Annotated in this window: 16 protein-coding genes; 9 read left to right on the forward strand and 7 right to left on the reverse strand. The window is 46.8% G+C overall.

Translation table 11 applies throughout. The features are described from left to right. Nucleotides 1-234 precede the first annotated feature (234 nt). Together GN242_RS08580 and GN242_RS08585 are read right to left on the reverse strand one after the other, a co-directional pair. On the reverse strand, nt 235-465 hold the full coding sequence (locus GN242_RS08580; protein WP_154751475.1) for a YgdI/YgdR family lipoprotein: 231 nt from the start codon (nt 463-465) through the stop codon (nt 235-237). 18 nt (nt 466-483) lie between these two features. Next, nucleotides 484-717 carry a YgdI/YgdR family lipoprotein gene (locus GN242_RS08585; RefSeq protein ID WP_154751474.1) on the reverse strand — a complete coding sequence of 78 codons (234 nt, stop codon included), beginning with the start codon at nt 715-717 and terminating at the stop codon, nt 484-486. Between the two features lie 388 nt (nt 718-1,105). On the opposite strand from GN242_RS08585, the gene GN242_RS08590 reads away from it, so the two are divergent. Then, on the forward strand, nt 1,106-1,309 hold the full coding sequence (locus GN242_RS08590) for a biofilm development regulator YmgB/AriR family protein (RefSeq protein ID WP_156287296.1): 204 nt from the start codon (nt 1,106-1,108) through the stop codon (nt 1,307-1,309). Nucleotides 1,310-1,466: 157 nt separating this feature from the next. Here the strand turns inward: GN242_RS08590 and GN242_RS08595 are convergent, their stop codons facing one another. The 4 genes from GN242_RS08595 to GN242_RS08610 form a co-directional block, all read right to left on the reverse strand. Then, the gene (locus GN242_RS08595; RefSeq protein ID WP_309547462.1) at nt 1,467-1,685 is read right to left on the reverse strand and encodes a biofilm/acid-resistance regulator YmgB/AriR; all 219 of its coding nucleotides are present in this window, start codon (nt 1,683-1,685) and stop codon (nt 1,467-1,469) included. 68 nt (nt 1,686-1,753) lie between these two features. Continuing rightward, nucleotides 1,754-2,053, reverse strand: a complete 300-nt coding sequence (locus tag GN242_RS08600) for a hypothetical protein (RefSeq protein ID WP_154751472.1) — start codon at nt 2,051-2,053, stop codon at nt 1,754-1,756. Nucleotides 2,054-2,228: 175 nt separating this feature from the next. Further along, on the reverse strand, nt 2,229-2,474 hold the full coding sequence (gene ycgZ, locus GN242_RS08605; protein ID WP_154751471.1) for a regulatory protein YcgZ: 246 nt from the start codon (nt 2,472-2,474) through the stop codon (nt 2,229-2,231). Between the two features lie 309 nt (nt 2,475-2,783). Continuing rightward, nucleotides 2,784-3,104, reverse strand: a complete 321-nt coding sequence (locus tag GN242_RS08610) for a hypothetical protein (RefSeq protein ID WP_154751470.1) — start codon at nt 3,102-3,104, stop codon at nt 2,784-2,786. A 518-nt stretch (nt 3,105-3,622) separates the two neighbouring features. On the opposite strand from GN242_RS08610, the gene GN242_RS08615 reads away from it, so the two are divergent. From GN242_RS08615 to aphA, 3 genes are all read left to right on the forward strand, one after another. After that, nucleotides 3,623-4,801, forward strand: coding sequence for a NupC/NupG family nucleoside CNT transporter (locus tag GN242_RS08615; protein ID WP_154751469.1), 1,179 nt, complete (start codon nt 3,623-3,625; stop codon nt 4,799-4,801). A 114-nt stretch (nt 4,802-4,915) separates the two neighbouring features. Then, a complete protein-coding gene (locus GN242_RS08620; protein ID WP_231617158.1) occupies nt 4,916-6,256 on the forward strand; it encodes an OprD family outer membrane porin in 1,341 nt (446 codons plus the stop codon). 23 nt (nt 6,257-6,279) lie between these two features. Further along, nucleotides 6,280-7,002: an acid phosphatase AphA gene (gene aphA / locus GN242_RS08625; RefSeq protein WP_154751468.1), complete on the forward strand. Its 723-nt coding sequence runs from the start codon at nt 6,280-6,282 to the stop codon at nt 7,000-7,002. 148 nt (nt 7,003-7,150) lie between these two features. Here the strand turns inward: aphA and GN242_RS08630 are convergent, their stop codons facing one another. Then, complete coding sequence (locus GN242_RS08630) at nt 7,151-7,882, reverse strand: nucleoside/nucleotide kinase family protein (RefSeq protein ID WP_156287297.1); 732 nt, start codon at nt 7,880-7,882, stop codon at nt 7,151-7,153. Between the two features lie 180 nt (nt 7,883-8,062). Between GN242_RS08630 and GN242_RS08635 the strand changes: the two genes are divergently transcribed. From GN242_RS08635 to GN242_RS08655, 5 genes are read left to right on the forward strand one after another with little or no spacing between them, the layout of a single operon-like run. Then, nucleotides 8,063-8,782 (forward strand): nucleoside/nucleotide kinase family protein, encoded by a 720-nt coding sequence (locus GN242_RS08635; RefSeq protein WP_156287298.1) that lies wholly within the window; start codon nt 8,063-8,065, stop codon nt 8,780-8,782. A gap of 35 nt (nt 8,783-8,817) precedes the next feature. After that, nucleotides 8,818-9,576 (forward strand): nucleoside/nucleotide kinase family protein, encoded by a 759-nt coding sequence (locus tag GN242_RS08640; protein WP_156287299.1) that lies wholly within the window; start codon nt 8,818-8,820, stop codon nt 9,574-9,576. Then, complete coding sequence (locus tag GN242_RS08645; protein ID WP_154751465.1) at nt 9,573-10,913, forward strand: lipopolysaccharide biosynthesis protein; 1,341 nt, start codon at nt 9,573-9,575, stop codon at nt 10,911-10,913. The genes GN242_RS08640 and GN242_RS08645 overlap by 4 nt, the downstream gene beginning before the upstream one ends. Beyond that, nucleotides 10,906-11,751, forward strand: a complete 846-nt coding sequence (locus GN242_RS08650) for a hypothetical protein (RefSeq protein WP_156287300.1) — start codon at nt 10,906-10,908, stop codon at nt 11,749-11,751. Before GN242_RS08645 ends, GN242_RS08650 begins: the two co-directional genes overlap by 8 nt. A 51-nt stretch (nt 11,752-11,802) precedes the next feature. Continuing rightward, nucleotides 11,803-12,363, forward strand: coding sequence for a YtfJ family protein (locus GN242_RS08655; RefSeq protein ID WP_156287301.1), 561 nt, complete (start codon nt 11,803-11,805; stop codon nt 12,361-12,363). Nucleotides 12,364-12,381 lie beyond the last annotated feature (18 nt).

Below are 12,381 nucleotides of genomic sequence, written 5' to 3' on the forward strand. Positions count from 1 at the left end.
CCTGAAAGAAGGGAACCAGCTTAATCTGCGGCTAATATAACGCGGGAAGCCGGGGAAGCATGATGATTTTGCATAAGAATATCAGCAAGCGGGGGAGCGACACTATCAGCGAACGGGTGAAGAGAGTCTGATGGTTTGAAAATATATAGGGGAGGCGACGCAGAAGGGGCAGAAACAACGGACTGCGCTGAGGAGTGTCAGGTAATTCCCTCAGCGCTGTAACGATGTACGGACTTAGTGCGGCAGCTCGCTGAGTTCTTTCACATCAGCTTTGTTGATCTGCTGCTCAGTACCGTTAGCATCGGTATAACCAATCAGACCCGTTTTAGCGTCCTCTTTCGGTTTACCGTCACTGATAATCGTTCTGCCATCATTGGTATGAATGGCGTAGCTGCTGCGGGTACAGCCTGTCAGTGCAGTGATACAAAAAAGTGCTGCCAGAGAAAGTGCCATTGTCTTTTTCATCTTATTAACTCCTGTTATTTAGTTGTCGAGTTCACTCATGTTTTTGATCTGTTCGCGGTTAATCTGTTCTGTCTTGCCAGTCTGTGCATCTTTATAAGAGACCAGGCCGGTTTCATCATCTACCTGCGGTTTACCATCGGTGACGATTGTTTTACCGTCAGTAGTTTGAATTGACTGGTTTGAAGAACAGCCCGCAAGCATTACCAGAGACAGTGCAGCGATAAAGGTCGCTTTAAACATTGTGACTTTCATTAGGATTTCCTTATGTGTTTCTTTCTCAATAACCTTCTTTGTAATTGTAGATGAGTTCTGAGATTTCGCCTGTAATCTCACTGAGATAATTCCGATACATGATATGCAGGGTAGATTAAGAAGTGGGTAAAAGAAGGCAGGACGGAATACTCTGAAAGTTAGTTTTTTAACTTGCAATTTTGATATTTGTTATTTAATGCTAATGGCATTCTACAGTTAATCTCAATTGATACAGTAGGCTGAAATAAAAAAATCATTTAAATCAAAAGGTTTAAATAATCGTCAGGGCGGGGTGGTTTATATTTAGCCGTGGACTATATCAGGAGATGTGCATTATTCATTTTGAAATGATAAGCTGTATGTACATACAGCCAGATAAGGGGTGCATGTGCACGGCAATAACCACGACTATCCCAAAGAGATTTATGCAGTTATTGGGCGCGCAGTCTCAGAACTGATTGCGGCCAATCAGCCTTTGGATAAAAAGAGTGTGCTAATTATGTTGCAGGCTCACAGTACCAAAACTACAGATGCTGATATCCAGAGCATTTATCGTCAGGCATTCCGCTATCTGCTGGAAAGTTTTCATTGATGATAACAAGAGGGTGTCGCCGGTTTCCGCCAATATCCGGGAGCGGGCCACAGGCAAATTATTCTATTTTAATAAATGTGCACCCGCACACCTGAGAGAACACTCAGGTGTGCGGGCGAAACGCTATGCGCTGCAATACTGACAGATTAATAAAGTATCATGCATCGTCAGGGGTCATACCGACCACGACTTCCAGCACCTGGCGGTATACATCTAACTGGATAACATCTTTTGTGGTTTCCAGCTTCTCAATAAGACTAAGGATAATGGCCTTATTGCTGACATGTCTGCCGCCGGAAGCCAGTTCTTTGATCACTGCCCCGAGAACCTGAGCTTCCTGAGAAAACTTCTCACCACCACCTTGAAAGTAAGTCATGATTTCGGATTCAGATGACATCTGTTGCATTGTGTTAGCCTTAAATTTAATTGAGAGGGGAGAAGCCCTTAATGTTTTTTACTTCCGTCAGAAGGCCCTTCACTGGTAAACAAGTGAGTGACATTGTCGCGATCGCGAATTTCCTGAGTATCATGATGGCGTTCGGGAGACTGATAATTTCTCACCTCAGCAATCGCCCGCCTGCATGCGCGCTGTCGCGATAAATCTTTCTCTGCCGCAGCCATCGACTGTAGCTGTCGTACCAGAGCTGCACTGCTGATGGCCGCATCGGCTTTCAGCAGAACCATGACAGCTTCGCCCATAATAATATCGGATAGTATTTCTTCTTCGTCTTCGTTTCTGTACATACCAACTTCTCTGATTCAGTGATGCGGGTCAGTCTTGAAGACCCGCAGAAACCTGCATCCCGTTACCGCTGCACTGGCGTAAAGCCAGGAGGTCGAGACGGTCAGATGGTCGGACTGAGTCGTAACGTAAAGTGCACTGTAAAACCTTTAATCAGCAAACATAATGCTCTGAAACTCAGTCACCGCGGCCAAAAAGCATGCCAATCAGTTCTTGATAGTGCCGTTCCTGCTCCGGTCCTGAAGCCAGCTCAAGGCGCGTCAGCAGCTTTGAACAGATGGCTTTACGGTTGAGATTACGTCCTGAACGCAGGATCTCAACCACAATATGGCCAAGAGTTTCCTGCTGGGAGGGCATAATCACCTCACTAAAGTAACGGCTGATGTCATTTTCGATTTTCGGATTGGAACCGTCCTGACGCATAACAATGTCCCTCAGTCGTAGTAGTCAATTTAGTTAAAATTCCCGCACTAAAGTTATACATCTATGGGTAATTTGTACAGGAATAGTGAATAATCATTCAGCATTAGCTTAAGCAAAAAATGCTAAGTGTTAAATATCATCAGGTTATGATGTGAATTATTGGCAAATAATACATTTCTGTAACGTGCAGAAAAGAGGGAATAATCCGAATTTTGGCAGGAAATGGTGAGAAAACCGTCATCCCTGACGGAAGTTAACCGTGGGCTGTCGCCACGGTGTGACGGATATTGTCCGAACTATAAGCGGGTTTTAGCTTTTTGATTTATCGGTTTTGGCAAAAATGCTCATATTGATGTCGGATTCCTTGCTCACCGGGTCGCTGTGGTGACCGGGGGATGAGAGCCATAGGTTATCTGCGGGCAGAGCGAGGCTTCCTTTTTTGTATTCGAGCAACCACCTTCTGGCTTCCCAGATTTTCAGTAGCCGATCGTCATCCTCTTCTGCACTGGCCATACTTTGTAACTGGTTGATAAGTGAGCCGAGACTGATCTCTTCCCTGCTGAAGATTAGATTCATGGCAGCCTCGCCAATAATGACGTGTTGGTTTTCATCTTCATCAGAAATATACAAATTACCTCCAGCGAGCTTTTCTAAAGATTAACTATTGAACTGCTCTTTTATTATAAGCCATAGCGCTGAAAGTGGCGGCTCAGGAGGCACTTTTGGGCCAATATCATTGATAGCTTCTGGCGATTAAACTTCGGGCGTTTTACATCACGACAGGTTTTACGCCGCCATACTGATGCTAATCACAGGTGAAAAAGCCATCTGACAGCGAGGATCATCCTGCCTGTTGCCTGCCGCTCTCCGCCAGTTTGCCCGCCAGAAGTGAAAATCGATATCGCATGCAGTGTTAGTTTTCAATGCTGGATAGCCTGATTTTTCGCAGAAAACACTCCATTTGTTACTAAAACAACAAATTCGACTGATATTACCGTCTTATTTGTTCTTATAATCACATTCTATGTGACGTTTGTCACTTTAATCACACCCATAGTTGGTATCATTTACCCACACTTGGAGGAAGACTGCCCGATGCCATCGGGAGATGTTCCGTTAGTTCACACAGACATTTATCAGGACAGATAATGAAGTTTCTTATAGGCGTTGTTAGTTTAGCGGTCATATTCCTCCTTGCGCTGATGGTCAGTAACGATCGCCGTGCTATCCGTTACCGGCCTTTAGTGACGATGTTGTTTTGCCAGTTTGTGCTGGCAGCGTTGCTGCTGAAAACCAGCGCAGGTAACAAGATTATTGCGGTGATTGCCGGGGTCTTTGAGAACCTGATGCATTATGCCAGCGAGGGGGTGAACTTTGTATTTGGTGGGATGCAGAACCCGGGGCAGATAACCTTCTTTATATCGGTACTGCTGCCAATCGTCTTTATCTCGGCGCTGATTGGTATTTTACAACATTGGGGAATACTCAATTTCCTCATTCGTTACATCGGATTAGGCCTGAGTAAAATTAACGGTATGGGCAGGCTGGAGTCCTATAATGCCGTGGCTTCTGCGATTCTGGGTCAGTCCGAAGTGTTTATCTCTCTTAAACAGCAGCTCGGCAAGATCCCTCAGCACAGACTCTACACGCTGTGTACCTCGGCGATGTCAACGGTTTCAATGGCTATCGTTGGGGCCTATATGGTGATGCTGGATCCGCGCTACGTGGTGACTGCACTGGTGCTGAACCTGTTTGGCGGCTTTATTATGGCGTCACTACTGAACCCTTATGTTGTTGACCCTGCGGAAGATCTGCTGGAGGTGGTTGAAGAGAAGCAGAGCTTCTTTGAGATGTTGAGCGAATACATCATGGATGGCTTTAAAGTCGCTGTGATTGTTGGTGCGATGCTGATTGGTTTTATCGCCCTGATAGCTCTGGCGAATGCGCTGTTCACTTCACTGTTTGGCATTTCGTTCCAGCATGTATTGGGATATATCTTCTCTCCGCTGGCGTTTCTGGTGGGTGTTCCATGGCACGAGGCGGTTTCTGCTGGCGGCCTGATGGCGACCAAGATTGTCAGTAACGAATTTGTCGCGATGATCGATCTGACTCAGGGTGATTTGAAATTCTCTGAGCGCACAATGGCTATTCTATCTGTGTTTATGGTCTCTTTCGCTAACTTTTCGTCTATCGGAATTATTGTCGGTGCCATTAAGGCGCTCAATAATGATCAAGGTAACTGTGCTGCGCGCTTTGGTTTAAAACTGTTATATGGTTCAACGCTGGTCAGTTTCCTTAATGCAACAATTGTAGGTCTGTTTTATTAAATATTAATACAAGGGTGAGCAAAGCTGGCATGAAGCCTGTCTTTGCTCAATAAACCTGTACTATCCATGCCAGTCTGTTAGCCAGACCAGGAGAAAAGGACTTTAATAATGATGATGCATTTATTTGCTCGTTCAAAACCCCTGCTCGGAACTCTTATATTGACTACAGCTCCTTTACCGCTATTTGCGGCCGAAGAAGTTAAATATGAACTTCCTGATGCAATAAATAGTTTTATTACCGACAGCCACGCAGATATTTCTTTAAGGAATCAGTTTAAAAACTTAAATACCTCCGATTATGGCGATCGCTCTGTGCAAACTGCCTGGGGGCAGGGTATTTCGCTGGATTTTAGCTCTGGATATTTAGCCGATTTTATTGGTGTTGATGCCTCTTATTATCAGGTACTGAAACTGGCAGCCAGTGATAACTTCTGGGGCCGCAGTATTCTTCATAATGAAGATGGCAAGGCCAAAGGGTTCAATAAATTTGGCCAGTTATTTGCCAAGATTAAATTAGAGGGTGAAGACAGCTATTTTAAACTCTATTCCGGGTGGCAAAAAATCCATAAGTGGGGGGCGCTGACCAACTCAAGTCGTGCGATTCCAAGCACCTATCAGGGCTGGCGCATGGACAGCGGATATGGGCCGCTGATGCTGCGTGGAGCCTGGGTGACGCGTTATAGCGACAGGGGTTCACCAGATCAGATTCGCTTCGAAACAGCCGATCGTAAAAAGCAGATCGACCATATCGCCACCGGCGAAGTGATCTATCAGGATAAGGGCTATAGCGCACTCTATTTCTTTGGTGAAAGCCATAAGTACCTTCAGCGTCATGGGGTTGAGCTGGGCTGGCAGCCGGAATCACTGGCGGAGAATAAAGTTAAAATCGTGGGGATGTTCTATTATAACCACGGCCTGAGTGACTGGACGGCGATGAATCCCGACTACCGGCCATTTAATAACGATGCCTTCCACCCGGCCTTCTATGCTGAGTGGCAGCAGAATAACTGGAAACACAAGTTGGGTGCCGCTTATACCAAAGCAAACTCTACCGATCACCTGGGTTATTTCGAGCGTCATATGACGAAAAACAGCCGCGGTCGTTTTAACTCGATGGCAGATGCCTGGGGTAATGACTACGTCGGTAACAACGAGAAAATGGTGGGCTGGACCACGGAATATCTGATTACACCAGAAGTGAAGCTGGGTCTGCAAAGTGCCTTTGGCTGGGGAATGAAATACCAGGGCCAGCAGATCAGACGTGGGGAAACGATCCTCTTCTCCAAATGGCAGCCATCAGAAATTAAAAACCTTAGTCTGCAGCTGTCCGGTGGCCCGTCATGGAACTATCAAAGTAACAAGAATCGGCCGCTGCTGACGGAAGATGGTAAACCAAAACGTGCAGTAAACCACTCAGTTGAGTTCCAGGTAGATTACGCCTTTAACCTGTTTTAATTTTCAACACTAAGGAAAAAAATATGTCTCTGTTAAAACGTAAAAACCTTCGCTTCACGCTGCTGGCCTCTCTGCTGTGTGTCGCTCCGGCATTTAGCGCCGTTGAAATACCCGCTGTAGCAGCAGACACGGGTGCGACGCTGCAACAGCTTAACGTTCAGTATCCTATCCATTTTATCTCGATCGATCAGATTGCTGCGGGCCTGAAAGGGCGTGCACCGATTGATGTGGGCTTTGATATTGACGATACGCTGCTCTATTCAACTCCGGCTTTCTTCCATGGTCAGCAGCTGCTTTCACCGGGAAGCAACGACTTCCTGAAGAAAAGTGAGTTTTGGGATCAGCTCAGTAACGGCTGGGATGCGTTCTCGGTACCTAAAAAATCAGCGCTGGCGCTGGTGAAATTGCATATGGATCGCGGCGACCGCATCTGGTTTATCACCGCCCGTCCAATGCCAACCACCGGTAAAGAAACCGTAACAGAGCAGCTTGGAAAGAGCTTCTCCATCCCTGCGGATAAGCTGAATAAAGTGATCTTCGTCGGTGAGAGCAAAGGCGCTAAAGTGAAGGACATTCGCGATCATCATATCGAAATCTTCTACGGTGATGCAGATGGCGACATTCGTGATGCCCGCGAAGCTGGTGCAGAACCTATTCGTGTGATCCGCGCGCAGAACTCTTCTAACCAGCCGATGCCACGTAACGGCGCATTGGGCGAAAAAGTGTTAGTGAATTCCGACTACTAATACATCGGGCTATTGCTCTGCTCTGTCAGAAGCCGTTCAGTTAAGCATTAAATGAGCGGCTGTATGGGCAGCGCTGCTGATGAAATCCGTAATCTCTCAGGGATTACGGATTTTTTTGTTAACGCGGGGGCACCATTGAGGTGAGGTCTTATGATTTAAGATGAGCCATGGAGTGGCTGCTGGCGTCAGCATAGTGATAGCCAAGAGACTCCATCAGATTTGATATCGCTTTTTCGGCAACAGAGAGCACTTCAGCAAGAGGGCGGTTGGCATCAATATTGACAATTTTTGCCCCTTCAAATGAGAGTAGCGGCATGATCGCAATTTTTTTGGCCAGCGACTCTGGCCGGTGATCGGGTTTACGCGCGCAGGCAACATTAAGATCGACGTGCAGCTTTATCACTAAATCTGGTTTTTGCCTGGTCATCCAGTCAAAGGCACGACGCTCCAGTTTTGCCAGCAATGATATAAAGCTATGGCCTGCACAATTAACCGGAAAAACGATTCCATCATTAGAACCAGGGATCTGTATCTGAGGGAAACGGTCGGTTAATACAATCATTCCCCGCCGACGAAAACTCATCATACGCCTGAAACGGTAGAGACGCCGCAATACAAAAAATATAACAACGATGGAAGCGAGAAAACCCGGGCATTTTCTGACCGACTTTTTATTTTTCTTAATAACTTTGTCGAAAGAACCCCCCAGAACCGGTAATTTAATCACGGCACGGCCTACATTTCCTGCTTGTTTTCCCAGGTGGACTCTTACCGCAGGGCCATATTTTTTTACATGAAGAATAAGATGCTCACAAACAGTAGTTTTTCCTGAACCATCGCTGCCAATAACGGCGATAAGTGGCGGGGTTTTCGGTTTCATACCTGTATATACTCTTCTCAAAAATGATTTACAGAAGCTACGCCATTCTTTAATTATCCTCAAGATGGCGGACTTTAGAAAAGCATCAACTCACCAAGTCGATTTTATGGCACATACAGCAACTATCTTTAATTACCGATCAATTAGCATGGGGTAAATAAACTTGTTACTGGATTTTTTGTGTGCCAACAAACTATTTCTTTTGCCAATCATGCTCCGGTCAGAGTTATAGCGATTGCCGGATGTGATGGCGCGGGTAAATCGACGCTGGCCACAAGCCTTGTCACTCATTTGTCACCCCTGCAACCAACGAAACTATTTTATCTCGGGCAGTCATCAGGCCGGATTGGCAAATGGATCGGCAGCCTTCCGCTTATTGGCGCACCTTTTGGCGGTTATCTACAGGCAAAGGCTGCGCGTGTTCATGATTGTTCTGCGCCACCTCCCGGTGCGCTCACTGCGCTGGTGATCTTCCTGCTCTCCTGCTGGCGAACCTTTATGTTCCGGCGGATGCTGGCCTGGAGCCGGCAAGGATATTTGATGATTACAGATCGTTATCCGCAGGACGAGATGGCAGGATTTCGCTTTGATGGCCCTCAGCTGTCTAAAACTGCGGGAGGCAGCTGGTGGGTATGTGAACTGCGAAAACGCGAGCGGAAAATGTACCAATGGATGGCTTCTTACCCTCCGGCACTGTTAATCAGACTGGATATTGACGCAGCGACGGCACATTCGCGTAAACCCGACCATACACTCTCAGCGCTGCGCGAGAAGGTGGCGGTGATACCTCATCTGACGTTTAACGGCGCGAAGATTGTTGAAATAGATGCCTGTGAGCCAGTAGAGATGATTCTGGAGAAGTCTCTCGATGCTGTTGAGAAATTTCTCGGGCGGGAATGAATTATAACTTTATGATTAAATTAAGATTATTTTAAATGCAAACTGATGCGCTGCAAAGTACTCATGCTTTAAAACCAACGTTAGTTCCAGGATTGGTGGCGGTGGTCGGCTGCGATGGAACAGGTAAATCAACGTTGACCGCAGACTTAGTGAAGAGTATGGAAGCACACTGGGTGACCGAAAGACGGTATTTAGGTCTGCTTTCCGGAGAGGATGGCGACAAGATCAAACGCCTGCCACTGATTGGCGTATGGCTGGAAAGGCGGCTGGCGGCCAAGTCATCAAAGACCCAAAGTATGCGCAGCCGCTCTCCGGCTCTGTGGGCTGCGCTGGTTATGTATGGATTTTCCCTGCGTCGTCTGGCCAATTTTCGCCGGACGGTGCGTCAGGCACAGCGCGGCGTGTTGATGATTAGCGATCGCTATCCGCAGGCAGAAATATCTGGTTTTTACTACGACGGGCCAGGCATTGGCGTGGAGCGCGTGACGGGTTGGCTGATGATGCGTTTAGCTTTGCGCGAACGGCGACTTTACCAGCAAATGGCACTATATCGCCCTGAATTAGTGATAAGACTGAATATCGACCCCGAGACCGCCTGTTCCCGCAAGCCCGATCATGATTACGAAGAACTCCGCGATAAAATCGGCGTGATGGAAAAGATTAATTACAACAATTGCGAAATTCTTGAGCTGGATTCCCGGGCTCCCTATAGCGAAGTGCTGAAAAAAGCACAGCTCGCCGTATCTTCAGTTGCGACTTCCTCTCAACGCAGAGCTGTCAATGGCAAAACATGAAACACTGGTTTTCTGATGGTGCCCTGCGCACTATGATTCGTAACACCGCTTTTCTGGGTTCCAGCAATGTGGTCAGCGCGCTACTGGGCTTGCTTGCGCTTTCCTGTGCGGGTAAGGGCATGTCTCCGGAGATGTTTGGCTCGCTGGTGGTTATCCAGTCCTATGCAAAGGCGATAAGCGACTTTATTAAATTTCAGACATGGCAGTTTGTGGTTCAGTACGGTACACCTGCACTGGCAAGTAACAATCTGCAACGTTTTAGCGATGTGGTGTCATTCTCCTTTGGCCTGGATATTACCAGCGGTGTGGTTGCAGTACTGGGCGGAATGTTGCTGCTTCCATTTCTTTCGCACTCTTTAGGCTTAGGCGCAAACGATTTTTGGTTTGCCATGCTTTATTGCACTTTGATCCCTTCTATGGCGGCGTCAACACCCACCGGAATTTTACGTGCCTTAGACCGTTTCGACCTGATAGCTATTCAGCAGGCAACCAAACCTTTCCTGCGTGCAATTGGCAGTGTTATTGCCTATTTCGGTGATTATGGCTTTGCAGGTTTTATCATTACCTGGTATGCCTCAAATTTAATTGGCGGCACGATGTACTGGTGGTTTGCTGCGCGGGAATTAAGGCGGATTAACATTCATGGCGCATTGCGGCCCCGGCTTTTTAACGTTGCTCAGAGAATAGAGGGAGCCTGGAATTTTGTCTGGACGACCAATATTGCTCACTCCATCTGGTCTGCACGCAATACATGCAGCACGGTGTTTGTTGGTATTATCCTCGGGCCAGCGGCCGCAGGGCTGTTTAAAATCGCCATGACATTTTTTGATGTCACTGGAACTCCCGCTAAACTGCTGGAGAAAAGTTTCTATCCTGAGATTATGCGTCTGGATCCGCGTACGAAAAAACCCTGGTTACTGGGGCTGAGATCTGCATTGCTGGCGGGTACTTTGGGTATGCTGGTAGCGCTTGCCGTTGTTGTTATCGGGAAACCGCTTATTTCTTTGGTATTTGGTTATAAATATCTGATGGCCTATAACTTAATTCTAATTATGCTGTCAGCCATTGTTGTATCAATGCTGGGTTTTCCGCAGGAGTCATTATTATTTATGGCCGGGAAACAGCGTGCATTTTTAGCGGCCCAGTCAATAGCATCAGTATGCTATATCACACTGTTGATCGCGCTATCCCATTTTTTCGGCGTGTCTGGGGCGGCTTTTGCCTATTTAGGCGGGCAATGTCTGGATGTGTTGTTGTCGTTGATTCCTACTTTACGAGCCTACAATAATCGCCATTTGTTAAATTTACGGGTGCCAGAAGGAGTTGTTAATGATTAAAGGAAAAGAGTGCCGAAAATTCTCACCTGAAACCATGCAGTTATTATTTACGGCAGTAGATGAAGATGATGTGGTAGATGAATCTGTCAGCTTGCCAGTGGTAATAAATTTGCAATGTTCACAGGAGGATATAAAAAATAATTATGCTTTGTGTATTCAGCATTGGGAGGAGGGTTTTACCAGGAGGATGCTCCTGGGTTTGATTCTTAAGGTGTCAGGGGGCGCAGGATTAAATGAAGAAGAGCGCAGGCAGCTCAAAAATATTCGATCCCGTTATAAACATTTGCGTTTTGCTCAACGACTATACAGTAAAAATCATCGTTCGATGTTTTTTTTTAGCAAAATAACGATGTTTCTGGGACGTTTCCAGGACGCTTTTCGCAACGATAAAACAGAGGAAATTACATTTTATAGCAGACTATTGCGTATTTATCTGACGCCACCATTCTGGCTATGGGTGAAGTACTCTGTACGCCATGTTTCACTGGATTCAGTGAGTGCGTTTATTCACTATCGGCAACAGCAAATACTCAAGCTAAAGGCATTAATTGCCTCTCCACAGCTGACCGGAAAAGAATTTCACACGGTGCGTAAAATAATCAGCCAGCAGGTATCGTATTATGACACGTTAAGAGCAATTAAGCCGGCTGATAATGAGGCCCGGGAAATTTCCCGCTTTCTTGCTGCAATTAATGGTTTGATGGGGGATCGGCATGACGAGATGGTAGCGGACAGCCTATCAGGCCGGAAATCCTATAAGGAGAAGGTTTCGATGGATCTCGATATTCGCCAGCGCCTGGAACTGCTGGTAGAGAGATATCCTGTCGGCCAGCATTAGATAGATGCCGTCAGATCCCTTGTTGCGGTTAGCCGAAGAAAAGGAAACTCCATGAAGTTGTGCAGAGTGATGTCGGTTTTATTCCTGTTATTTCCCGTGCTGGCATGGGCGCATAATTTTGTCGTTGGTCAACCGGTCACGCCGGTTAGCATTACCGATCGGGGAGAGCAGCTATTAAGAAACGGTATTTTTAGCTATCAACCCTGGAATAGTTCAGAACTGGCGGGGAAGGTTCGCGTGGTGCAGTACATTGCCGGGCGAACTTCGGCAAAAAAGGAAAATTCTTTGCTGGTGGGTGCGATTAAAAATGCTCAGTTTCCCGGCGATCGCTTTCAGCCGACAACTATCGTAAATACAGATGATTCGATCCCCGGTACTGGTTATTTCGTGCGTAAAAAAATTGAGAAAAATCAGCGGCGCTATCCCTGGGCGCAATTCATTATCGACAGCAACGGCATTGGTCGCAAAGCCTGGCAGCTTAAGGAGGAGAGTTCGACCATTTTGGTACTGGATAAACAGGGGCAGGTTCAGTGGGCAAAAGATGGTGCGCTGACTCCGGAAGAAGTGCGTCAGGTGATGAGCAGAGTGGCTGAACTGTTAAATGACCAGTGAGACTCACACTAAAACACG

Origin of the sequence: Erwinia sorbitola, from assembly GCF_009738185.1 — a bacterium.
Classification (GTDB): Bacteria; Pseudomonadota; Gammaproteobacteria; order Enterobacterales; family Enterobacteriaceae; genus Erwinia; species Erwinia sorbitola.

What these genes read in the sequence shown, in the direction of transcription:
- GN242_RS08580 (WP_154751475.1), bottom strand. Translation starts at nt 465, where the DNA reads ATGAAAAAGACAATGGCACTTTCTCTGGCAGCACTTTTTTGTATCACT.
- GN242_RS08585 (WP_154751474.1), bottom strand. Translation starts at nt 717, where the DNA reads ATGAAAGTCACAATGTTTAAAGCGACCTTTATCGCTGCACTGTCTCTG.
- GN242_RS08595 (WP_309547462.1), bottom strand. Translation starts at nt 1,685, where the DNA reads ATGACTTACTTTCAAGGTGGTGGTGAGAAGTTTTCTCAGGAAGCTCAG.
- GN242_RS08600 (WP_154751472.1), bottom strand. Translation starts at nt 2,053, where the DNA reads ATGTACAGAAACGAAGACGAAGAAGAAATACTATCCGATATTATTATG.
- ycgZ (WP_154751471.1), bottom strand. Translation starts at nt 2,474, where the DNA reads ATGCGTCAGGACGGTTCCAATCCGAAAATCGAAAATGACATCAGCCGT.
- GN242_RS08615 (WP_154751469.1), top strand. Translation starts at nt 3,623, where the DNA reads ATGAAGTTTCTTATAGGCGTTGTTAGTTTAGCGGTCATATTCCTCCTT.
- GN242_RS08620 (WP_231617158.1), top strand. Translation starts at nt 4,916, where the DNA reads ATGCATTTATTTGCTCGTTCAAAACCCCTGCTCGGAACTCTTATATTG.
- aphA (WP_154751468.1), top strand. Translation starts at nt 6,280, where the DNA reads ATGTCTCTGTTAAAACGTAAAAACCTTCGCTTCACGCTGCTGGCCTCT.
- GN242_RS08630 (WP_156287297.1), bottom strand. Translation starts at nt 7,882, where the DNA reads ATGAAACCGAAAACCCCGCCACTTATCGCCGTTATTGGCAGCGATGGT.
- GN242_RS08640 (WP_156287299.1), top strand. Translation starts at nt 8,818, where the DNA reads ATGCAAACTGATGCGCTGCAAAGTACTCATGCTTTAAAACCAACGTTA.
- GN242_RS08645 (WP_154751465.1), top strand. Translation starts at nt 9,573, where the DNA reads ATGAAACACTGGTTTTCTGATGGTGCCCTGCGCACTATGATTCGTAAC.
- GN242_RS08650 (WP_156287300.1), top strand. Translation starts at nt 10,906, where the DNA reads ATGATTAAAGGAAAAGAGTGCCGAAAATTCTCACCTGAAACCATGCAG.
- GN242_RS08655 (WP_156287301.1), top strand. Translation starts at nt 11,803, where the DNA reads ATGAAGTTGTGCAGAGTGATGTCGGTTTTATTCCTGTTATTTCCCGTG.